The organism is Rhodococcus sp. 06-462-5, assembly GCF_002258315.1.
Classification (GTDB): domain Bacteria; phylum Actinomycetota; class Actinomycetes; order Mycobacteriales; family Mycobacteriaceae; genus Rhodococcoides.
The window spans coordinates 69,594-88,651 of sequence record NZ_NOYD01000013.1 but is presented as its reverse complement, the minus strand read 5'-3'; the positions used below and the strand labels follow the sequence as shown (position 1 = coordinate 88,651).

The 19,058-nt window shown below is 66.4% G+C and carries 25 protein-coding genes; 20 read left to right on the top strand and 5 right to left on the bottom strand.

Annotated features, from left to right (window positions below):
- The first annotated feature begins 66 nt into the window (after positions 1-66).
- Positions 67-483: a DUF5997 family protein gene (locus CH251_RS07745; RefSeq protein WP_094612633.1), complete on the top strand. Its 417-nt coding sequence runs from the start codon at positions 67-69 to the stop codon at positions 481-483.
- Here CH251_RS07745 and CH251_RS07740 read toward each other — a convergent pair.
- Genes CH251_RS07740 through rhtB form a run of 3 tightly spaced genes read right to left on the bottom strand, consistent with a single transcriptional unit; the run spans position 480 to position 1,644 of the window.
- Positions 480-863: a YchJ family protein gene (locus tag CH251_RS07740; protein ID WP_094612632.1), complete on the bottom strand. Its 384-nt coding sequence runs from the start codon at positions 861-863 to the stop codon at positions 480-482. The two genes, CH251_RS07745 and CH251_RS07740, sit on opposite strands and share 4 nt — an antisense overlap.
- Entirely contained in the window at positions 860-1,006 is a 147-nt protein-coding gene (locus CH251_RS27420; RefSeq protein WP_155292933.1) for a hypothetical protein, read from the bottom strand. The genes CH251_RS07740 and CH251_RS27420 overlap by 4 nt, the downstream gene beginning before the upstream one ends.
- A gap of 11 nt (positions 1,007-1,017) precedes the next feature.
- On the bottom strand, positions 1,018-1,644 hold the full coding sequence (rhtB, locus tag CH251_RS07735) for a homoserine/homoserine lactone efflux protein (RefSeq protein WP_094612631.1): 627 nt from the start codon (positions 1,642-1,644) through the stop codon (positions 1,018-1,020).
- Between the two features lie 82 nt (positions 1,645-1,726).
- Between rhtB and CH251_RS07730 the strand changes: the two genes are divergently transcribed.
- The 12 genes from CH251_RS07730 (at position 1,727) to hisI (ending at position 10,700) form a co-directional block, all read left to right on the top strand.
- On the top strand, positions 1,727-2,194 hold the full coding sequence (locus CH251_RS07730; RefSeq protein ID WP_094612630.1) for an SRPBCC family protein: 468 nt from the start codon (positions 1,727-1,729) through the stop codon (positions 2,192-2,194).
- A 21-nt stretch (positions 2,195-2,215) separates the two neighbouring features.
- Entirely contained in the window at positions 2,216-2,734 is a 519-nt protein-coding gene (locus CH251_RS07725) for a DinB family protein (protein ID WP_094612629.1), read from the top strand.
- A gap of 89 nt (positions 2,735-2,823) precedes the next feature.
- Positions 2,824-4,176, top strand: a complete 1,353-nt coding sequence (hisD, locus tag CH251_RS07720) for a histidinol dehydrogenase (RefSeq protein WP_094612628.1) — start codon at positions 2,824-2,826, stop codon at positions 4,174-4,176.
- Positions 4,173-5,303, top strand: a complete 1,131-nt coding sequence (locus CH251_RS07715) for a histidinol-phosphate transaminase (RefSeq protein ID WP_094612627.1) — start codon at positions 4,173-4,175, stop codon at positions 5,301-5,303. The genes hisD and CH251_RS07715 overlap by 4 nt, the downstream gene beginning before the upstream one ends.
- On the top strand, positions 5,300-5,923 hold the full coding sequence (gene hisB, locus CH251_RS07710; RefSeq protein WP_032394340.1) for an imidazoleglycerol-phosphate dehydratase HisB: 624 nt from the start codon (positions 5,300-5,302) through the stop codon (positions 5,921-5,923). Before CH251_RS07715 ends, hisB begins: the two co-directional genes overlap by 4 nt.
- A 61-nt stretch (positions 5,924-5,984) precedes the next feature.
- The gene (locus tag CH251_RS07705; protein ID WP_094612915.1) at positions 5,985-7,103 is read left to right on the top strand and encodes an MFS transporter; all 1,119 of its coding nucleotides are present in this window, start codon (positions 5,985-5,987) and stop codon (positions 7,101-7,103) included.
- Entirely contained in the window at positions 7,100-7,729 is a 630-nt protein-coding gene (hisH, locus tag CH251_RS07700; protein WP_094612626.1) for an imidazole glycerol phosphate synthase subunit HisH, read from the top strand. The genes CH251_RS07705 and hisH overlap by 4 nt, the downstream gene beginning before the upstream one ends.
- Entirely contained in the window at positions 7,726-7,932 is a 207-nt protein-coding gene (locus tag CH251_RS07695) for a hypothetical protein (RefSeq protein WP_094612625.1), read from the top strand. Before hisH ends, CH251_RS07695 begins: the two co-directional genes overlap by 4 nt.
- 56 nt (positions 7,933-7,988) lie before the next feature.
- Entirely contained in the window at positions 7,989-8,723 is a 735-nt protein-coding gene (gene priA / locus CH251_RS07690) for a bifunctional 1-(5-phosphoribosyl)-5-((5-phosphoribosylamino)methylideneamino)imidazole-4-carboxamide isomerase/phosphoribosylanthranilate isomerase PriA (RefSeq protein ID WP_008715867.1), read from the top strand.
- A gap of 7 nt (positions 8,724-8,730) precedes the next feature.
- A complete protein-coding gene (locus CH251_RS07685; protein WP_094612624.1) occupies positions 8,731-9,561 on the top strand; it encodes an inositol monophosphatase in 831 nt (276 codons plus the stop codon).
- Complete coding sequence (hisF, locus tag CH251_RS07680) at positions 9,558-10,331, top strand: imidazole glycerol phosphate synthase subunit HisF (RefSeq protein WP_094612623.1); 774 nt, start codon at positions 9,558-9,560, stop codon at positions 10,329-10,331. The genes CH251_RS07685 and hisF overlap by 4 nt, the downstream gene beginning before the upstream one ends.
- 15 nt (positions 10,332-10,346) lie before the next feature.
- Positions 10,347-10,700, top strand: coding sequence for a phosphoribosyl-AMP cyclohydrolase (gene hisI, locus CH251_RS07675; RefSeq protein WP_094612622.1), 354 nt, complete (start codon positions 10,347-10,349; stop codon positions 10,698-10,700).
- On the opposite strand, the gene CH251_RS07670 is transcribed toward hisI, so the two are convergent.
- Together CH251_RS07670 and CH251_RS07665 are read right to left on the bottom strand one after the other, a co-directional pair.
- Entirely contained in the window at positions 10,691-11,197 is a 507-nt protein-coding gene (locus tag CH251_RS07670) for a MarR family winged helix-turn-helix transcriptional regulator (RefSeq protein WP_094612621.1), read from the bottom strand. The two genes, hisI and CH251_RS07670, sit on opposite strands and share 10 nt — an antisense overlap.
- A gap of 87 nt (positions 11,198-11,284) precedes the next feature.
- Entirely contained in the window at positions 11,285-11,746 is a 462-nt protein-coding gene (locus tag CH251_RS07665) for a peroxiredoxin (protein ID WP_094612620.1), read from the bottom strand.
- Positions 11,747-11,802: 56 nt separating this feature from the next.
- On the opposite strand from CH251_RS07665, the gene CH251_RS07660 reads away from it, so the two are divergent.
- From CH251_RS07660 to CH251_RS28130, 7 genes are all read left to right on the top strand, one after another.
- Complete coding sequence (locus tag CH251_RS07660; RefSeq protein ID WP_094612619.1) at positions 11,803-13,371, top strand: anthranilate synthase component I; 1,569 nt, start codon at positions 11,803-11,805, stop codon at positions 13,369-13,371.
- Positions 13,368-14,033 carry a TIGR02234 family membrane protein gene (locus tag CH251_RS07655; protein ID WP_094612618.1) on the top strand — a complete coding sequence of 222 codons (666 nt, stop codon included), beginning with the start codon at positions 13,368-13,370 and terminating at the stop codon, positions 14,031-14,033. The genes CH251_RS07660 and CH251_RS07655 overlap by 4 nt, the downstream gene beginning before the upstream one ends.
- Before the next feature lie 79 nt (positions 14,034-14,112).
- Entirely contained in the window at positions 14,113-14,922 is an 810-nt protein-coding gene (gene trpC, locus CH251_RS07650; protein ID WP_094612617.1) for an indole-3-glycerol phosphate synthase TrpC, read from the top strand.
- A gap of 134 nt (positions 14,923-15,056) precedes the next feature.
- Positions 15,057-16,328, top strand: a complete 1,272-nt coding sequence (gene trpB, locus CH251_RS07645; protein WP_094612914.1) for a tryptophan synthase subunit beta — start codon at positions 15,057-15,059, stop codon at positions 16,326-16,328.
- Positions 16,325-17,128, top strand: coding sequence for a tryptophan synthase subunit alpha (gene trpA / locus CH251_RS07640; protein ID WP_094612616.1), 804 nt, complete (start codon positions 16,325-16,327; stop codon positions 17,126-17,128). The genes trpB and trpA overlap by 4 nt, the downstream gene beginning before the upstream one ends.
- A complete protein-coding gene (gene lgt, locus CH251_RS07635; RefSeq protein WP_094612615.1) occupies positions 17,125-18,150 on the top strand; it encodes a prolipoprotein diacylglyceryl transferase in 1,026 nt (341 codons plus the stop codon). The genes trpA and lgt overlap by 4 nt, the downstream gene beginning before the upstream one ends.
- On the top strand, positions 18,143-19,057 hold the full coding sequence (locus tag CH251_RS28130; RefSeq protein WP_094612614.1) for a TM2 domain-containing protein: 915 nt from the start codon (positions 18,143-18,145) through the stop codon (positions 19,055-19,057). Before lgt ends, CH251_RS28130 begins: the two co-directional genes overlap by 8 nt.
- Position 19,058 lies beyond the last annotated feature (1 nt).

The window sequence follows — 19,058 nt, the reverse complement described above, 5'->3', positions numbered from 1 at the left end:
ATGGGACGAGGAGGGCAGTGAGGGACGGTGGCGTCGAGAGCGCCGACGGCCGGATAAGCTGGTCCGGTGAGCCCGGAGAACAAGCAGCAGACCATGAAGCCATTGACCGCGGCGAACAAGCTCGGCATCTACCTTCCCGCAGCACCCGAAGAATTCCAGAACTCGATGATCAGCCGGTCCGAACTGGACACACTGCGCAGCGATCCGCCGCAGTGGTTGACCGACCTGCAGACCAACGGCCCCTTCCCGCGCGACGTCATCGCCAAGAAGCTCGGGGTGTCCATTGCGGGGCTGGCCCGCGGCGGTGTCACCGAAGCGCTGACCACAGAGGCAATCGCCGAGCTCGTCGCCAGCCCGCCCCAGTGGCTCGTTCGCGAGCGTCGCACCCAGATTCAGGTGCGCAAGGATGCCGAACGCATCAAGGAGAAGCAGGAAGCGCGTCGTACCTCGGGCAACCGACCGACAAAGCTGCGCAACCTCTAGCTCGAGACGATCCCGTCGAGGTAGAGCCACCGGCCGTCCACGCGGACGAAGCGGCTCAGCTCATTCGTCGAGCCCGCCCCGTCGGGATGCTTGTACCGGGCTCGGAACTCGACGGTTCCCGCGTCGTCGAACAACCCACCGGCGTCGGCTGCGAGAACGTCGAGTCGATACCACCGCTGATCGGGGTCCAACTCCAGCTCGGCCGGTGAGGTGTCGGGATGCCACGATGCGCGAAGATAGGCCACATCGCCGACGGCGAACGCAGTGAACCGCGATCGCATCAGCTTCTCCGCCGTCGGCGCGCTCGCATCGCCGCGCAGATAGGGCTCGCAACACGCGTCGAACGTGTCACCACTCGAACACGGACACCGCCCGCTCACTCGTCGACAACTTCGACCGTATAGGTGCCCAGTTCGTGCTCATCTCGCTTGCCGACGTCCTGGATCCAAGTGTTGGCCTCGAGGAGTGTGTCGAACAGTCCCAGTGGAATCGGATCGCCGCCGAGGGCATTCTTCATGATCACGCGATACTTCCTCACGGAGTCACGCGCCGAACGGTCGCCAAGAACGTCGCGGCGGCAAAGAACAGCCCGGCGAACGTGCGGTTCATCGTCTTCTGCTGGCGCTGCGATTTCATCAAGCGCAGCACCCGCGAGGCGAGTGAGGTGTACCCCGTCATCACCAGCATGTCGACCGCGACCATCGTGGCGGCGATCACCAGGTACTGAACGACGAGAGGTCGCGTCGGGTCGAGGAACTGGGGGAGCACCGCGACCATGAAGACGACGGCTTTCGGGTTGCTGGCGTTGACCAGGAATCCTCGGGCCAGCATCGTCGTTCCGCGATCAGCCACTGCCGGGGCGTCGGCGACGTCGGTCGGGGCTGCACGCCACTGCCGAATGCCCAGGTAGACCAGGTACGCGACACCGAACCACTTGATGGCAGTGAACGCGAGCGCCGAGCTGGCGAGGACTGCACCCAGTCCGACGGCGACGACGCCGATCTGCAGGAGCAGACCGATCTGCAGACCGAAGATGTTCCAGTATCCGCGGCGCAGGCCATAGCGGAGCCCGGTGGACATCGACGCGATGGCACCGGCGCCGGGGGAGAGACTGATGACGATGCTCGCGCCGAGAAAGGCGAGCCACACTGACCAGGACATGCGTTCATTGAACTACGGCCGTCAACTCCGATTCGGGCCGGCTGTTGGTGTCGAACGGGCAAAAGCAGGGTACGAGAACGAGATGGCAGACATCAGAAGTATCGACAGCGGCCCGCAGCAGGTCACCCGTCAGACCGAAGTGCGGGCACCGGCATCCGAACTGTTCGCCATCGTGGCCGATCCGACCCGGCACGGTGAGCTCGATGGATCCGGCACGGTCAAGGACACCGTCCGCGGTCCCGATCGACTCAGCACGGGGGCGAAATTCTCCGTCGGCATGAAGCAGTACGGCGTGCCCTACAAGATCACCAGCACCGTCACCGAGTTCGTCGACGCCGACAAGCACAAGGTCGTCGAGTGGCAGCACCCGATGGGCCACAGCTGGCGCTGGGAGTTCGAGGAGAAGCAGCCGGGGCTGACCACGGTCACCGAGAGCTTCAAGTACGGCACCGCCAAGGTCCCCAAGGTGCTCGAACTGTTCAAGATGCCGCAGAAGAACGCGCAGGGCATCACGAGCACACTGCGGAACCTGGCTGCCCGCTACGCCTGACCTGGATCTATTCTGACCGGCATGCCGATCGATCCCGACACCAAGAATTGGACCTGGGTTCTCGAACGAGCGTGCCCGGACTGTGGGTTCGACTCGAGTGCCGTCGATTACGACGACATCCCGGACCTGATCCGCGCCGACGTCGAGCGTTGGGAGGCGGTGCTGAGGCGCGACGACGTAGCACTGCGCCCCGACGACTCGACGTGGTCCGCACTCGAGTACGCCGCGCACGTCCGTGACGCGCACCGCATTTTTCGTACCCGGCTGGCGTTGGTGTTGGCCGAGGACGATCCCGAGTTCGAGAACTGGGACCAGGACGCCACCGCGCTGGCCGAGGACTACAACGCGCAGAATCCTGCGAAGGTGGCGTCGGAACTCGGTGATGCCGCGCGCGCTCTGGCCGACGACTTCGCCGCTGTGATGCCGGAGCACCGGCACCGAACAGGTCGGCGCAGCGACGGATCGAACTTCTCGGTCGAGTCACTGGCCGCCTACTACATTCACGACCCCGTCCACCATCTGTGGGACGTGCGGGGCTGAGTCGAATTCGGTGGAACTATCCTGGGTGTTCGAACCACACTGTTTCGACCGAACCCCGGCACCGAACCGACTTCACGAAGGGGCCCACTATGCCTGCCCGCATCGAGCTCGCCCGCGTCGATCTACGCGGACGAACTCCATCCACCGCCGAACTACGCGGCGCACTTCCTCGAGGCGGAGTGGATGTCGATTCGGTGCTGCATCAGGTTCGCCCCGTCGTTGACGCCGTCCGCGATCGCGGCACCGAGGCTGCGCTCGAGTTCAGTGAGAAGTTCGACGGCGTCCGGCCGGACCGCGTTCGCGTGCCCCCGGAAGAGCTGGTCAAGGCACTTGCGGAGCTCGATTCCGATGTTCGGGCCGCCCTGGAGGTCGCCATCGAACGAACGCGCCTGGTGCACTCCGATCAGCGTAGAACCGACCACACCACCCAGGTGGTGCCCGGCGGCACGGTGACCGAACGCTGGATCCCTGTCGATCGCGTCGGCCTGTACGTGCCCGGCGGCAACGCCGTGTATCCGTCGTCGGTCGTGATGAACGTGGTGCCCGCGCAGATCGCAGGCGTCGGATCTCTGGTGGTCGCGTCGCCGCCGCAGAAGAACTTCGGCGGACTGCCGCACCCGACGATCTTGGCTGCGGCTCAGCTGCTCGGCGTGGACGAGGTCTGGGCGGTCGGTGGCGGTCAAGGCGTCGCGCTGCTCACCTACGGCGGCGTCGACACCGACGGCGGGGAGTTGGCACCGGTCGACCTGATCACCGGCCCGGGCAACATCTACGTCACCGCTGCCAAGCGCCTGTGTCGCTCGCTCATCGGAATCGACTCCGAGGCAGGACCGACCGAGATCGCGATCCTCGCCGACGCGACCGCGGACCCCGTTCACGTGGCAGCGGACCTCATCAGCCAGGCCGAACACGACGTCATGGCGGCCAGCGTGTTGGTCACCGACAGCATCGAACTGGCCGATGCCGTCGACCAGGCCGTCAACGCACAGATGGCATCGACGCGGCATGCCGAGCGCGTGGCCACCGCACTGAACGGAAGCCAGTCCGGCATCGTGTTGGTCGACGACGTCACGCAGGGATTGGCCGTGGTCAACGCCTACGCCGCCGAGCACCTCGAGATCCAGACGAAGGACGCGTCCGACGTTGCAGCCCGGGTGCGCAGCGCCGGTGCCGTGTTCGTCGGAGCGTGGTCGCCGGTGAGCCTCGGTGACTACTGCGCCGGTTCCAATCACGTACTGCCGACGGCAGGATGCGCTCGGCACTCGTCCGGCCTGAGTGTGCAGACGTTCCTGCGCGGCATCCACGTGGTGGACTACAGCGAGGCTGCGCTGAAAGACGTTGCAGCGCACGTCATTGCACTGGCCAATGCCGAGGATCTGCCGGCCCACGGCGAGGCGGTGCGGCTGCGGTTCGAAGGGCTGCGTACCGGTGACGCGTCATGAGTGATGTCTTGGGACAGTCGGTCTCGCTGGACGACCTCCCGCTGCGCGAAGCATTGATCGGCAAGTCGCCGTACGGAGCGCCGCAGCTCACCGTGCCGGTTCAGTTGAACACCAACGAAAACCCGCACCCGCCGACGCAGGCCTTGATCGACGATGTGGCGGACTCCGTTCGGCTCGCCGCCGGGCAGCTGCACCGCTACCCGGATCGCGATGCCGACGCGCTGCGAGCCGACCTGGCTCGATACCTCACCGAGCAGACCGGCTTCGCCGTCGACACCGCCAATGTGTGGGCGGCCAACGGCTCCAACGAGATTCTGCAGCAGTTGCTGCAGGCCTTCGGGGGACCGGACCGTACCGCGTTGGGCTTCGTGCCGTCGTACTCGATGCACCCGATCATCTCCTCCGGGACGCAGACCGAATGGATTCCGGCGAAGCGTCGGGCAGATTTCTCTCTGGACGTCGACTACGCCGTCGGTGCGATCGAAGAACGTAAGCCCGACGTCGTGTTCGTCACCAGCCCCAACAACCCGACGGGCCACAGCATCGACGAGGCGGATCTGCGCCGAATCCTCGACGCCGCGCCGGGAATCGTGGTGGTCGACGAGGCCTACGCGGAATTCTCCTCCGCGCCGAGCGCGATCGGCTTGATCGAGAGTTACCCCAGCAAGATCGTGGTCAGCCGAACCATGAGCAAGGCGTTCGCGTTCGCCGGCGGTCGGTTGGGATATCTGGTGGCTGCCCCGGCCGTCGTCGACGCAATGTTGTTGGTGCGCTTGCCCTATCACCTCTCGGTCGTAACGCAGGCAGCTGCGCGGGCGGCGCTGCGGCACGCCTCGGACACTCTCGGGAGCGTGGCCGAACTGTCCGCCGAACGAGATCGGGTGGCAGCGGCCCTCGGCCGCCAGGGTTACGACGTGGTGCCGTCCGACGCCAACTTCCTGCTCTTCGGCCGGTTCGCTGACGCGGCCGCGACCTGGCAGCGATACCTCGACGACGGCGTGCTCATCCGGGACGTCGGCATCCCCGGCTATCTGCGCGTCACCATCGGACTGGCACACGAGAACGACCGATTCCTCACCGTCAGCGCAGCACTCGCATCGACCGAAACAGCAGAGGCATCGAAGTGACCACACCCGCTCCCCGCATCGCCAAGATCGAGCGCACCACCAAGGAATCCGACATCTCGGTCGAGCTGAATCTCGACGGCACCGGAATCGTCGACATCTCCACCGGCGTTCCGTTCTACGACCACATGCTCACCGCGCTCGGCACCCATGCTCGTTTCGACCTGACGGTGCGCGCGAAGGGCGACATCGAGATCGAGGCGCACCACACCGTCGAGGACACCGCGATCGTGCTCGGCCAGGCCCTCGGTCAGGCCCTCGGCGACAAGGCGGGCATCACTCGGTTCGGCGACTCGTTCATTCCGATGGACGAGACGCTCGTGCACGCGGCCGTCGACGTGTCCGGACGTCCGTACTGCGTGCACACCGGTGAGCCCGACTACATGGTGCACTCGGTCATCGGCGGCTATCCGGGAGTTCCGTACTCCACGGTGATCAACAAGCACGTGTTCGAGACGCTGGCGTCGAACGCTCGGATCGCACTGCACGTCCGGGTGATCTACGGCCGCGATCAGCATCACATCACCGAAGCCGAGTTCAAGGCAGTGGCTCGGGCACTGCGTCAGGCCACCGAGTACGACCCTCGCGTGACCGGTGTGCTGTCCACCAAGGGAAGTCTGTGATCGGTCGATCGGCGCTCGTGCGTTGAGTGGCCTGAGCTCCATCCGTGGTCTTCCGGCCGCGATGGCCATGGGCGCGGCCTCGTTCGGCGGCTGGGGATTGCTGCTCCCGGTGGTTCCCCTCGCGGTGTCCCAGTCGGGGGCATCGGACGCGGTGGCTGCGGCCAGCACCGCGATCTTCATGGCCACGACGGTGATCACGCAGCTGTTCGTGCCGAGCATGCTGATGCGAGTCGGCCACCGCGCGGTTCTGGCCGCCGGGTGTCTGCTCCTCGGGTTGCCCGCGCTGCTGTTCATCGTCTCCGTCGAGGCCGTACCGGCGCTGGCGGTGTCCGCGCTGCGGGGTACCGGGTTCGGGATGTTGACGGTCGCCGGTGCCGCCATCGTCGCCGAGCTCGCGCCGACAGCGCTGCTCGGCCGAGCCACGGGCGCGCAGGGGATCGCTGTCGCCTTGGCTCAGATGGTGACGCTGCCACTGGGTCTGGTGATTTTCGCGGCGAGTCCGACGGCCGTGTTCGTGCTCGGCGCTCTGGTGCCCGCAGCAGGCCTGATCGGCGTGGCGCTGTTGCCTCCCACCCGGCCCGCCCCGCAGCCGCCCAGGATCGAGCGAGTTCGTCTCGACGTTCGGCAGTTCCTGGTGCCGTGTCTCGTCGTGGCTTCGGTGTCCGCGGCCTACGGGGGAATCACCAGTCTGTTGCCGATCGCCGAAACGAATCGGGCCGCGATGATCGGACTGGCACTGGCCGTTGTCAGTGCCTCGATGCTCGTCGGGCGCTACGCCGCAGGGTCGGTGGCGGACCGAATCGGAATCGGGCGTTCGGTGTTTCCGGCGCTGGTGTCGGCGGCGATCGGAATCGCTCTGTTCGCGATCGCCGCGCTCGGCGGTATGCCGGCGGCGCTGTTCTTCGTCGCAGCCGTTCTGTTCGGAATCGGGTACGGCGCATGCCAGAACGACAGTCTCGTGATGGCGTTCGACGCAGCCGGCCCCGCCCGCTACAGCAGCGCCAGCGCCGTCTGGAACATCAGCTTCGACGCGGGTACCGGGGCGGGCGCACTCGCCCTCGGTGTCCTGGCGACGAGTGTGGGTTACACCGCGGGATTCACCGCAGCCGCTGCCACGGTGGTCGTCGTCGCGGCGGTGGCGCTCGTCGCCAGACCACGCCCCGATAGACTTCCCGCATGACTTCTGTGGTGTTGCTCGATTACGGCTCGGGCAATCTGCACTCGGCGAAGCGGGCTCTCGCCCGGGTCGGTGCCGATGTGACCGTGACCTCGGACTTCGACGAGGCCCTGAATGCAGAAGCTCTGGTCGTTCCCGGTGTCGGTGCGTTCGCTGCCTGCATGGAAGGTCTGCTGGCGGTGAAGGGCGAACGCATCATCGGTCGACGCCTGGCCGGCGGACGCCCCGTCCTGGGCATCTGTGTCGGAATGCAGATCCTCTTCGACCGCGGGGTCGAGTTCGGTGTCGAAGCGGACGGGTGCGGGGAGTGGCCGGGCACGGTCGAGCGTCTGCAGGCCGAGGTGCTGCCCCACATGGGGTGGAACACCGTCGAAGCACCGGAGAAGAGCGTGCTCTTCGACGGCATCGATCCCGAGACCCGGTTCTACTTCGTCCACTCCTACGCCGCGCAGCAGTGGGAGCTCGAACCCAGCGACACCATCGCCGCCCCGTTGCTCACCTGGGCCGATCACGGCGGCCGGTTCCTCGCCGCTGTCGAGAACGGCGCGCTCTCGGCCACCCAGTTCCACCCCGAGAAGTCCGGTGACGCCGGGGCCGCGCTGCTGGAGAACTGGGTCCGATCGGTGTGACCGACCGCGAGTTCTCACTCGGACGCTTGGCCTTTCGAGCCCTCGGTGCGGCTGTCGCCGTGCTCGCCCTCGCGACGGCACTGATCGCTGTGCTGCAGCCGAGTGCCGGAGTGGGCTTGGTCATCGCGCTGGCCGGTGTGGTCGGCGCGATCGCGGCGATGGGTGTGGTGTCCACCCGCATGACGCGCAAGGAACTCCGGTAGGACCACAGGCGACCCGTTTTGAGTTCACGCCCGCTCGGCCCGTAGCATAACCGCACGTGAGCCTGGTCTTATTGCCTGCTGTCGATGTCGCAGGCGGCGAAGCTGTCCGTCTCGTTCAAGGAGAGGCAGGAAGCGAAACGAAGTACGGGTCGCCTCGCGACGCCGCGCTCGCGTGGCAGAACGACGGTGCCGAGTGGGTCCATCTCGTGGATCTCGACGCTGCGTTCGGACGCGGCTCCAACCGCGAGCTGCTGGCGTCCGTCGTCGGCGAGCTCGACGTCAAGGTGGAGCTGTCGGGCGGAATTCGGGACGACGAGTCGCTGCGCGCGGCGCTGGCGACCGGTTGCGCACGAGTCAATCTCGGCACCGCAGCGCTCGAGGATCCACAGTGGTGCTCCCGCGCGATCGGCGAGTTCGGCGACCGCGTCGCCGTCGGTCTGGACGTGCTGATCGTCGACGGAGCACCGCGGTTGCGCGGTCGCGGCTGGGTGAGCGACGGCGGCGATCTGTGGGAGGTCCTCGAGCGGCTCGAGCGCGACGGGTGCTCGCGCTATGTCGTCACCGACGTCACCAAGGACGGCACGTTGACCGGGCCCAACCTGGAACTGCTCGCCGACGTGTGCGCCAAGACCGACAAGCCGGTCATCGCATCGGGCGGCGTGTCCACGATTGCAGACCTGGAAGCGATCGCCGGACTGGTCGACCGCGGTGTGGAAGGTTCCATCGTCGGAAAGGCCCTGTACGCCGGACGTTTCACGCTCCCGGACGCCCTCGCTGCGGTGTCTCGGTAACCCAGGAATGACCCTTCCCGAGGAATCGACCCGCCTGCTCGAGATCGCCGGTGGTCTGCTCGACGGCATCCACGATCGGTTCGTCGCCGGCGTCGGCGCACCGAGCGCCGTGCAGAAGGGCCCCGACGACTTCGCCACTGCAGTGGACCTGGAACTCGAGCGGCGGCTCACCGCGGAACTGGGCGAGGCCACCGGAATCGCCGTTCACGGTGAGGAGTTCGGCGGACCGGACCTGAACTCGGGACTCGTCTGGGTGTTGGACCCGATCGACGGCACCTTCAACTACTCGTCGGGATTGCCCTCGGCCGGAACGTTGTTGGCGTTGCTCGACGATGGCGAACCGGTCCTCGGGCTGACCTGGCTGCCGCTGGTGGATCAGCGTTTCGCCGCTGTGGCAGGCGGCCCACTGTTGCTCAACGGCGTCGCCCTTCCGGCGTTGGAGCCGAAATCATTGCGCGAGTCCATGATCGGGTTCGGCGCGTTCAACGTCGCAAGCCGCGGATCGCTGCCGGGTCGCTTCCGATTCCGCATTCTCGAAGAGTTGTCGATGCATTCCTCGCGACTGCGGATGCACGGTGCCACCGGAGTGGATCTGGCCTACACGGCCAGCGGAGTTCTCGGCGGCGCGGTGGTCTTCGGTCATCGTGCCTGGGACAACGCAGCCGGTGCGCTGCTGGTACGCGCGGCAGGCGGAATCGTCACCGACCTCGCGGGCGAACCCTGGACGGTCGACTCGGCGTCGGTGCTCGCAGCCGGACCGGGAGTGCACGAGGAATTGCTGAAGGTGATCACCGAACTCGGTGATCCCGTCGACTATCTGGAAGGACCGGTGCGGTGAGCGTCGCGGTCAGAGTGATTCCGTGCCTCGACGTCGACGCCGGACGCGTCGTCAAGGGAGTCAACTTCGAAAACCTCCGCGACGCAGGCGATCCCGTGGAGCTCGCGGCCGCCTACGATGCCCAGGGGGCCGACGAACTGACCTTCCTCGACGTCACCGCGTCGACGTCGGACAGAGGCACGATGCTCGACGTCGTCAGCCGCACCGCCGAGCAGGTTTTCATCCCGCTCACCGTCGGCGGGGGAGTGCGCACCGTCGCCGACGTGGATCGACTGCTGCGAGCCGGGGCGGACAAAGTCAGTGTCAACACCGCAGCGATCGCGCGACCGGAGTTGCTCCGCGAGCTCAGCGAACGGTTCGGCTCGCAGTGCATCGTGCTCTCGGTCGACGCACGAACCGTTCCCGACGGTCAGCAGGACACCCCGTCGGGCTGGGAGGTCACCACGCACGGCGGCAAACGCGGCACCGGCATCGACGCCGTCGAATGGGCGGTGCGCGGAGCCGAACTCGGTGTCGGGGAGATCCTGCTCAATTCGATGGACGCCGACGGAACGAAAGCCGGATTCGACCTGCCGATGATCGCCGCCGTCCGTGCCGCGGTGCACGTGCCGGTGATCGCCAGCGGTGGAGCAGGCTCGGTGGAGCACTTTTCACCGGCAGTGCACGCCGGAGCGGACGCGGTTCTCGCCGCGAGCGTGTTCCACTTCGGTGACCTCACCATCGGCCAGGTCAAGGACGCGATGCGTGCCGAACGCATCGTCGTTCGCTAGCGAAGAGGATTTCCGATGACACTCGACCCGAGTCTGTCCGCGCGGCTCAAGCGCAACGAAGCCGGACTGTTCAGCGCCGTCGTGCAGGAACGGTCTACCGGTCAGGTACTGATGGTCGCCTGGATGGACGACGAGGCGCTCTCTCGAACCCTCGAAACCCGCAAGGGCACATACTATTCCAGGTCCAGGCAGCAGTACTGGGTCAAGGGTGAGACGTCCGGTCACACGCAGTACGTGCACGAGGTTCGACTCGACTGCGACGGTGACACCGTGCTCCTGGTCGTCGACCAGGTCGGCGCGGCGTGCCACACCGGCGCGCACACCTGCTTCGACGCCGACGTTCTGTTGGGTCCCGACACTCAGGCGTGACCGGTTCCGGCCGCGATTCCCTTGTCCAACTGGGTCAGCAGAGTCGAGCTCAAGGTCGCGAGCTGCTCGACCTCCGCATCCGACAGCCCCTCGAACACCAGCGACTGCACCGTGCCGACGTGCCCGGGTGCCGCTTCCACGACCTTGGTCATACCTGCGTCGGTCAGCACGGCGTAGGAACCGCGGCTACCCGGGATCGACTCGCGCTCGACCCACCCGGCCTTCTCGAGCTTCGTCACCACATGTGACAGACGCGAGAGCGAGGCATTCGCGTACTCGGCCAGATCGCGGAGTTGAATCCGTCGCTGTGGATTCTCGCTGACCGTCGCCAACACGAAGTAGTCGAAGTGGGTCAGCTGCGAATCGCGCTGCAGCTGCGCGTCCAACGCTGCCGGCAACCGAGTGACCAGAGCGACGAGTGATCGCCAGGCCTCCTGCTGACTCTCGGTGAGCCAACGGGGATCCACCGTCTGTTGCGGCGTCGCCGACGTATCCATCGCGGGGAACCTCTCGATCAAGTTAGTTGTTGCCTGCACATGATGCCTCGAGGTTCCCCCACCCGAGGCATCGCGTCGGACAGTGCTCTAGGTGCGATGTGCCCGCAGGTACTCGAGAGCCTTGTCCGCATGCGCTTCGAACCGTACTTCGCTCGAGAAGGTCTCGAGCACCTTCCGGTCGGTGCCGATGACGAACGTCGCGCGTTTGACCGGGGAGAGCTTGGCCAGCAGACCGCGCTTGACACCGAACGCGGTGGCGACGGTGCCGTCCTCGTCGGAGAGCAGCGGGTAGTCGAAGGACTTGGCGGCAGCGAACTCTGCCTGCTTCGCCACGGCATCGGCACTGATGCCGACGCGGGTGGCTCCGACCTCGGCGAACTCCGACGCCAGGTCCCGGAAGTGGCATGCCTCGGCGGTGCAACCGGGGGTGAAGGCGGCGGGGTAGAAGAACAGGACTATCGGACCGTTCGCCAGCAATTCGGTCAGCGTTCGGGTCTCTCCGGTCTGGTCCGGCAGGGAAAAATCGGGAACGAGCTCGCCTGGTTTCATGCTCGGCAGGTTACCGCGAGCGCCGACGCTCGTGCCGAACCTGGGAGGATGGTGGCATGCACGGCGAGACGATCACCGATCCCAGCCCCACTCCCGACACCGAGAACTCGGACTCGACCACCTCGCGCGAGGTGTTCCGGCATCTCGCCGCCGAGCACCGCGTGGTGCCCGTGACGCGAAAGGTGCTCGCCGACTCCGAGACTCCGCTGTCGGCGTACCGCAAGCTCGGTGCCGACCGACCCGGAACCTTCCTGCTCGAGTCCGCACAGAACGGCAGTTCGTGGTCGAGGTGGTCGTTCATCGGTGCTGGCTCTCCGGCGTCGCTCACGGTCATCGACGGTGAGGCCGCGTGGCGCGGCAACGTTCCTGCAGGGGTGCCGAGCGGCGGCGATCCTCTCGAAGTGCTGGCGCGGACCCTGGAGCTGTTGCACTCGGAGCGGCTGCCCGGTCTGCCCCCGCTGACCGGCGGCATGGTCGGCTACCTCGGATACGACTCGGTGCGGCGCATCGAGAAGCTGCCCGAGCACGCGCAGGACGACCTCGGTGTTCCGGAGTTGGTCATGCTGCTCGCGACCGATCTCGCGGCCGTCGACCATCACGAGGGCGCGATCACCCTGATCGCGAACGCGGTCAACTGGAACGGCACCGACGAGCATGTCGACGAGGCGTACGACGACGCGGTGCGCCGATTGGACCGTATGTGCGCAGACCTGTCGAAGCCCGCTGCATCCACCGTCTCCACCGTGTCCAAGCCCAAGCCGCAGTTCCGCAGGCAGCGCACGTCCGAGGGCTTCGGTGCCGATGTCGCTCGCCTGGTGGAGGAGATCGAAGCAGGTGAGGCGTTCCAGGTGGTGCTCTCACAGCGTTTCGAGATGGATACCGATGCGTCACCGCTGGACGTCTACCGGATGCTGCGGGCCTCCAATCCGAGCCCGTACATGTATCTGATGCACGTACCGGGGGAGAACGACGAGACGGCCTTCTCCATCGTCGGATCGAGCCCCGAGGCATTGGTGACGGTGGTCGATGGTCTCGCCACCACGCATCCGATCGCGGGCACGCGTTGGCGCGGCACCTCCGAGGAGGAGGACGTGCTGCTCGAGAAGGATCTGCTGGCCGACGAGAAGGAGAACGCCGAGCACCTGATGCTCGTCGATCTGGGCCGCAACGATCTCGGACGCGTCTGCGCTCCCGGCACCGTGCGAGTGAGCGACTACCGCCACATCGAGCGATACAGCCACGTCATGCATCTGGTGTCGACGGTCACCGGACGATTGGCCGATGGCAAGCGTGCCCTCGACGCGGTCAAGGCCTGCTTCCCGGCGGGCACCCTGTCCGGGGCACCGAAGGTGCGCGCGATGGAGCTGATCGACGAGTTGGAGCCGACGCGGCGTGGCATCTACGGCGGCATCGTCGGGTACCTCGATTTCGCGGGTGACGCCGACACCGCCATCTCGATTCGCACCGCCCTGATCAAGGACGGGACCGCTTACGTTCAGGCCGGGGCAGGCGTCGTGGCCGATTCGGTTGCGGAATACGAGGACGACGAGGCGCGGAACAAGGCGATGGCGGTGCTGGGAGCCGTCGCCGCTGCGGAATCGCTCCGTGAGGTCGGCGGCCGATGACCGAGCGATCCGGTCGCCGCGGGTCGGCCGCTCTACCTGTCGCCCTTCTGGTCGTTGCCGCGGCGTGCCTGTGGGGCGCGTCGAGAATGACATGGGTTCGGGTGACGTCGTTCGACGGTCTCGGAGAGAGCCGCACCGACGAGCTTCTCGGCAGCACCTGGGCTGCTGCCACGACGCCGCTCGCGCTGGTGCTCGTGGCGGCGATCGCCGCGTCGTTCGCCGTGCGCGGGTGGGCCTCGCGGGTGCTGGCCCTGCTGATCGCCGTTGTGGCCGTGGCGGCCGCGATTCCGGCAGTTCGATTGCTCACTGCCGGGGCGTCGGATTCGGAGTCCGCGGCACTGGCGGAGCTGCCCGCACGCGCCCAGGTGTCGATGACGGAGGTCTCGGTTCTACCGGCGATCGTCACCCTCGTCGGTGCAGTCTGCGCCTTCGCTGCCGCCGTGATTTCGATTCGGAAGACGTTTGCCCCGCAGGTACTCTCGTCCAAGTACGACGCTCCGGCGGTGCGTCGTGACGAGGTCGCTCGGCGTGCGCGCACCACGGCATCCGGTGCCGGCGTGCAGGACGAGGGGGAGGACCTCACCGAACGCATGATGTGGGACGCGCTCGACGCCGGTGAAGACCCTACCGACGAGTCCGGTACCCGGCGTTCGTCGGATTGAAACGGACCTCTACGCTAGATCCGACCCCGATGAGATTCCTCACATCGGACGTCGACGCTCAGAAAGGACTGGGGGCACCATGACTGTTCTCGACTCGATTCTCGACGGTGTACGAGCCGACGTGGCCGCGCGTGAATCGGTGGTCGATTTCGCCGCCGTGAAAGCAGCAGCGAAGGCAGCCCCGGCCCCCCTCGACGCGGCAGCAGCCCTCCGTGAGGACGGCATCGGCGTCATCGCCGAAGTGAAGCGGGCGAGTCCGTCCAAGGGAGCGTTGGCCGACATCGGTGATCCGGCCGTTCTGGCCCGCGCGTACGAGCAGGGCGGCGCGCGCATCATCAGCGTTCTCACCGAGGAGCGCCGGTTCCACGGGTCGCTCGCAGACCTCGATGCAGTCCGTGCCGCCGTCTCGATTCCGGTGCTGCGCAAGGACTTCATCGTCGGTCCGTACCAGATCCACGAGGCTCGGGCGCACGGTGCAGACGTGATCCTGCTGATCGTCGCGGCGCTCGAACAGGATGCGTTGGCGTCCTTGCTCGACCGCACCGAGTCGCTGGGTATGACGGCGCTGGTCGAGGTGCACACCGAGGCCGAGGCGGATCGCGCCCTCGAGGCCGGTGCCAGCGTCATCGGCATCAACGCCCGCAATCTGAAGACGCTCGAGATCGATCGTGACAGTTTCGGCCGTATCGCGCCCGGGTTGCCCAGCGAGATCATTCGTATCGCGGAGTCCGGGGTACGTGGCACTGCAGATCTGCTCGCCTACGCCGGTGCCGGTGCCGACGCTGTACTCGTCGGCGAGGGCTTGGTCACCGCAGGTGATCCGCGCACCGCCGTCTCGGACCTGGTGACGGCGGGCACGCATCCGTCGTGCCCCAAGCCTGCACGCTGACGCTGCACGGCTGAACCGGCACCCGACCCGAGCGCGGCGGCGGTCCGCCGTTGGGGCACACTGGACCGGTGAGCACCAGCAATTCTTCTTCCATCACGGACGCCCCGCAGGCAGTCCGTTTCAAGGGCGCTGATCTGCCGCAGAGCAGCATCGGCCTCACCGATCGCAGCGCGCACGAGCCCGATGTGGGCGGCCATTTCGGTGTCTACGGCGGCAGATTCGTGCCCGAGGCGCTGATGGGTGTGATCGAGGAAGTCACCGCCGAGTACGAGAAGGTGCGCAGCGACAACGAGTTCCTCGGTGAACTCGACCGACTGCAGCGCGACTACACCGGTCGCCCCTCGCCGGTCTTCGAGGCGACGCGGTTGTCCGAGCACGCAGGCGGCGCTCGGATTCTTCTCAAGCGAGAAGACCTCAACCACACCGGTTCTCACAAGATCAACAACGTGCTCGGGCAAGTTCTGCTCGCGAAGCGAATGGGCAAGACTCGAGTCATCGCAGAGACCGGTGCCGGTCAGCACGGCGTCGCGACCGCCACGGCCTGTGCCCTGATGGGTCTCGAATGTGTCGTGTACATGGGCGAGGTCGACACCGAACGGCAGGCGCTCAACGTCGCTCGGATGCGTCTGCTCGGATCCAGTGTCGTGGCCGTGAAGTCCGGATCACGCACCCTCAAGGATGCCATCAACGAGGCGCTGCGCGACTGGGTCACCAACGCGGACAACACGTACTACTGCTTCGGCACCGTCGCCGGGCCACACCCATTCCCGGTGATGGTGCGCGACTTCCAACGCATCATCGGCCTCGAAGCGCGGCAGCAGGTGCTCGCGTCCACGGGCCGGCTGCCCGACGCCATCGCGGCCTGCGTCGGTGGTGGCTCCAACGCAATCGGCATCTTCCACGCCTTCATCGACGACGCCGATGTTCGGCTGATCGGCTTCGAGGCGGCGGGTGACGGCGTCGAGACCGGTCGCCACGCTGCGACGATCAGCGGTGGAACTCCGGGAGCGCTGCACGGTGCGTACTCGTACCTGCTGCAGGACGAGGACGGTCAGACCGTCGAATCTCATTCCATCTCAGCGGGATTGGACTACCCGGGCGTCGGTCCGGAGCACTCGTACCTGCACGACATCGGGCGGGCCGAGTACCGCGGCATCACCGATACCGAAGCCATGAACGCCTTCAAGCTGCTGTGCCGCACCGAAGGCATCATCCCGGCCATCGAGTCCTCGCACGCCATCGCAGGCGCGCTCACCCTCGGCAAGGAGTTGGGCAAGGACGCGATCATTCTGGTCAACCTCTCCGGACGCGGCGACAAGGACGTCGACACCGCAGCCGAATGGTTCGGTCTGATCGACGGAGACGGCGAAGCGAACGTGGACGACGAAGCAGGTATCAAGCCATGAGCAACAGCGACTCCCGCCTCTCGGGGACCTTCGCGCAGTGCCGTGCCGAAGGGCGCGCAGCACTCGTCGGATACCTCCCGGCCGGCTTTCCGACCGTGCCGCGATCGGTCGAGGTGTTCAAGACGATGGTCGACGCCGGATGCGACATCGTCGAGGTGGGGATCCCGTATTCGGATCCGGTGATGGACGGCCCCACGATCCAGGCCGCGGCAGATGTCGCGCTGCGAGCAGGCGCACGGGTGAAGGACGTCTTCGCCGTCACCGAGCAGGTCGCTGCAGCGGGCGGAAAAGCGGTCGTCATGACCTACTGGAACCTGGTGCTCAAGTACGGCATCGAGAACTTCGCTCGTGATCTTGCCAATGCGGGTGGGCTCGGAATCATCACTCCGGATCTCATCCCCGACGAGGCGCAGGAGTGGATCGAGGTCTCGAACCGGTACGAACTGGACCGAATCTTCCTCGTCGCCCCGTCGTCCACCGAGGAGCGGCTGGTCAGCACCGTCGAAGCCAGTAGTGGCTTCGTCTACGCGGCCTCGACGATGGGCGTCACCGGTGCCCGCGACGCGGTGTCCTCGATGGCCCCCGCACTCTCGGCACGCATCCGTCAACACTCCGACATTCCCATCGGCGTGGGTCTGGGTGTCCGCTCGGGTGCGCAGGCCGCCGAGATCGCCCGCTATGCCGACGCGGTGATCGTGGGTTCGGCATTGGTCAGTGCCGTCGACAAGGGACTCGACGCGGTGCGCGACCTGACGACGGAACTCGCCGAGGGTGTCCGTTCGGCTAACGTAGCGTCGTGACTTCGACCGCGATCCTGGCCTACATTCCCAGTCCGCCGCAGGGGGTGTGGCACGTCGGACCGCTGGCTCTGCGGGCCTACGCCCTGTTCATCATCATCGGCATCGTCGTTGCCGTCGTGTGGGGTGATCGCCGCTGGGTGGCCCGAGGTGGAACCAAGGGCACGGTCCTCGACGTCGCAGTCTGGGCAGTCCCGTTCGGCCTGCTGGGCGGGCGTCTGTACCACGTGGCAACCGACTGGAAGACGTATTTCGGTCCCGGCGGAAACCCGATCGAAGCGCTGTACGTCTGGAACGGCGGGCTCGGAATCTGGGGAGCGGTGTTCCTCGGTGGCGTCGGTGCCTGGATCGCATGCCGTCGACGCGGAATTCCGTTGCCCGCGTTCGGCGACGCCGTCGGCCCCCCGATTCTGCTCGCCCAAGCGATCGGCCGCGTCGGCAACTACTTCAACCAGGAGCTGTACGGACGCGCCACCACCCAACCGTGGGGTCTGGAGATATACGAACGGGTCGACGCCGACGGACGGCTCGATCCACTCAACGGGATCTCGACCGGTTTCGTGGAAAAAGTTGTGCATCCGACGTTCCTGTACGAGCTGTTGTGGAGCGTCGCGGTCGTCGTGCTTCTGGTTCTCGTCGACCGCAAGTACACGATCGGCCACGGTCGGCTGTTCGCGCTGTACGTGGCCGGATACTGCGCCGGACGGTTCTGGGTGGAACTCATGCGAGACGACTTCGCCACGACGATCGCAGGCATACGCATCAACACCTTCACCTCCGCCATCATCTTCGTGCTGGCGCTCGCGTACTTCGTGATCGCCACCAAGGGTCGTGAAGAACCGGCGACGCTGAGGTCGAACGACGACGTGGATCGCGAGACTGCGTCCGAGGACGACCCGTCGGATGGCGAAGGCTCACGCCCGACGCCGGTCGACGACACCACGGCCGCCGCAGGCACCGTCGACGCGCAGCCCGGTCAGTCGTCCGACAAGAAAGCCGAGGAAGAAGGCAGTACGCGTGGTTGATTTCGACAAGACCCCTCAGCCCGAGCCCGAACCGGATTCCACCGCCGACTCGAGTGACAGCGGGTCGAATCCGACCGCGTCGTTCGGCACGCCGTTCGACTACGACGCCACCGCCGAAGCATCGCTCTCGGAGCCGCCCGGAACCTCGGAGTCCGCGCCCTCGCACGGTCCGACCGGTCCCACGGGCCCCGGGTGGGACACGTACTCGGGTATCGGAAACGGCCCGGGTTGGTCGAGCACTCCGAGCTATCCGGCACCGAGCCCGGACGGCAGTTCCGACAACCCGGTCGGTGGGTTTCCGTCACCCCCCGGCTACCCACAGCAGGGGTACGGACAGCAGCAGAATTACGGGCAGCAGGGCTATCCGCAGGCGAACTACGGGCAGCAGAGCTATCCGCAGCAGGGCTTCGGGCAACATGGCTACCCGCAACAGAATTACGGGCAGCAGAATTACGGGCAGCAGGGCTACCCGCAGCAGGGCTTCGGGCAACAGCAGGGGTACGGCCAGCAGGGGTACGGCCAGCAGGGGTACGGCCAGCAGGGGTACGGCCAGCAGGGGTACGGCGTGCCCGCCGGCTATCCGGGTGGACCAGCGTTCGGCGTTGGCCCCGATGCACCGTTCGGGCGCGATCCGGTGACCGGCGTGCCGTTGTCGGACAAGTCCAAGATCGTCGGTGGCCTGCTGCAGCTGTTTCTCGGTTGGTTGGGAGTCGGCCGCTTCTACATCGGAAGTAACGGGATCGGCGTCGCGCAGTTGCTCCTGTTCTTCTTCGGATTGCTCCTCACCGCAGTGTTCGGCCTCGGAGTGATCCTGTTGTTCGGGCTCTTCGTGTGGCACGTGGCCGACGGCGTGCTGATACTGGTGGGCAATGTGACGGACGCTCAGGGGCGAAAACTGAGAGACTGAT

What these genes read in the sequence shown, in the direction of transcription:
- rhtB (WP_094612631.1), bottom strand. Translation starts at nt 1,644, where the DNA reads ATGTCCTGGTCAGTGTGGCTCGCCTTTCTCGGCGCGAGCATCGTCATC.
- CH251_RS07730 (WP_094612630.1), top strand. Translation starts at nt 1,727, where the DNA reads ATGGCAGACATCAGAAGTATCGACAGCGGCCCGCAGCAGGTCACCCGT.
- CH251_RS07725 (WP_094612629.1), top strand. Translation starts at nt 2,216, where the DNA reads ATGCCGATCGATCCCGACACCAAGAATTGGACCTGGGTTCTCGAACGA.
- hisD (WP_094612628.1), top strand. Translation starts at nt 2,824, where the DNA reads ATGCCTGCCCGCATCGAGCTCGCCCGCGTCGATCTACGCGGACGAACT.
- CH251_RS07715 (WP_094612627.1), top strand. Translation starts at nt 4,173, where the DNA reads ATGAGTGATGTCTTGGGACAGTCGGTCTCGCTGGACGACCTCCCGCTG.
- CH251_RS07705 (WP_094612915.1), top strand. Translation starts at nt 5,985, where the DNA reads ATGGCCATGGGCGCGGCCTCGTTCGGCGGCTGGGGATTGCTGCTCCCG.
- hisH (WP_094612626.1), top strand. Translation starts at nt 7,100, where the DNA reads ATGACTTCTGTGGTGTTGCTCGATTACGGCTCGGGCAATCTGCACTCG.
- CH251_RS07685 (WP_094612624.1), top strand. Translation starts at nt 8,731, where the DNA reads ATGACCCTTCCCGAGGAATCGACCCGCCTGCTCGAGATCGCCGGTGGT.
- hisI (WP_094612622.1), top strand. Translation starts at nt 10,347, where the DNA reads ATGACACTCGACCCGAGTCTGTCCGCGCGGCTCAAGCGCAACGAAGCC.
- CH251_RS07670 (WP_094612621.1), bottom strand. Translation starts at nt 11,197, where the DNA reads ATGGATACGTCGGCGACGCCGCAACAGACGGTGGATCCCCGTTGGCTC.
- CH251_RS07665 (WP_094612620.1), bottom strand. Translation starts at nt 11,746, where the DNA reads ATGAAACCAGGCGAGCTCGTTCCCGATTTTTCCCTGCCGGACCAGACC.
- CH251_RS07660 (WP_094612619.1), top strand. Translation starts at nt 11,803, where the DNA reads ATGCACGGCGAGACGATCACCGATCCCAGCCCCACTCCCGACACCGAG.
- CH251_RS07655 (WP_094612618.1), top strand. Translation starts at nt 13,368, where the DNA reads ATGACCGAGCGATCCGGTCGCCGCGGGTCGGCCGCTCTACCTGTCGCC.
- trpC (WP_094612617.1), top strand. Translation starts at nt 14,113, where the DNA reads ATGACTGTTCTCGACTCGATTCTCGACGGTGTACGAGCCGACGTGGCC.
- trpA (WP_094612616.1), top strand. Translation starts at nt 16,325, where the DNA reads ATGAGCAACAGCGACTCCCGCCTCTCGGGGACCTTCGCGCAGTGCCGT.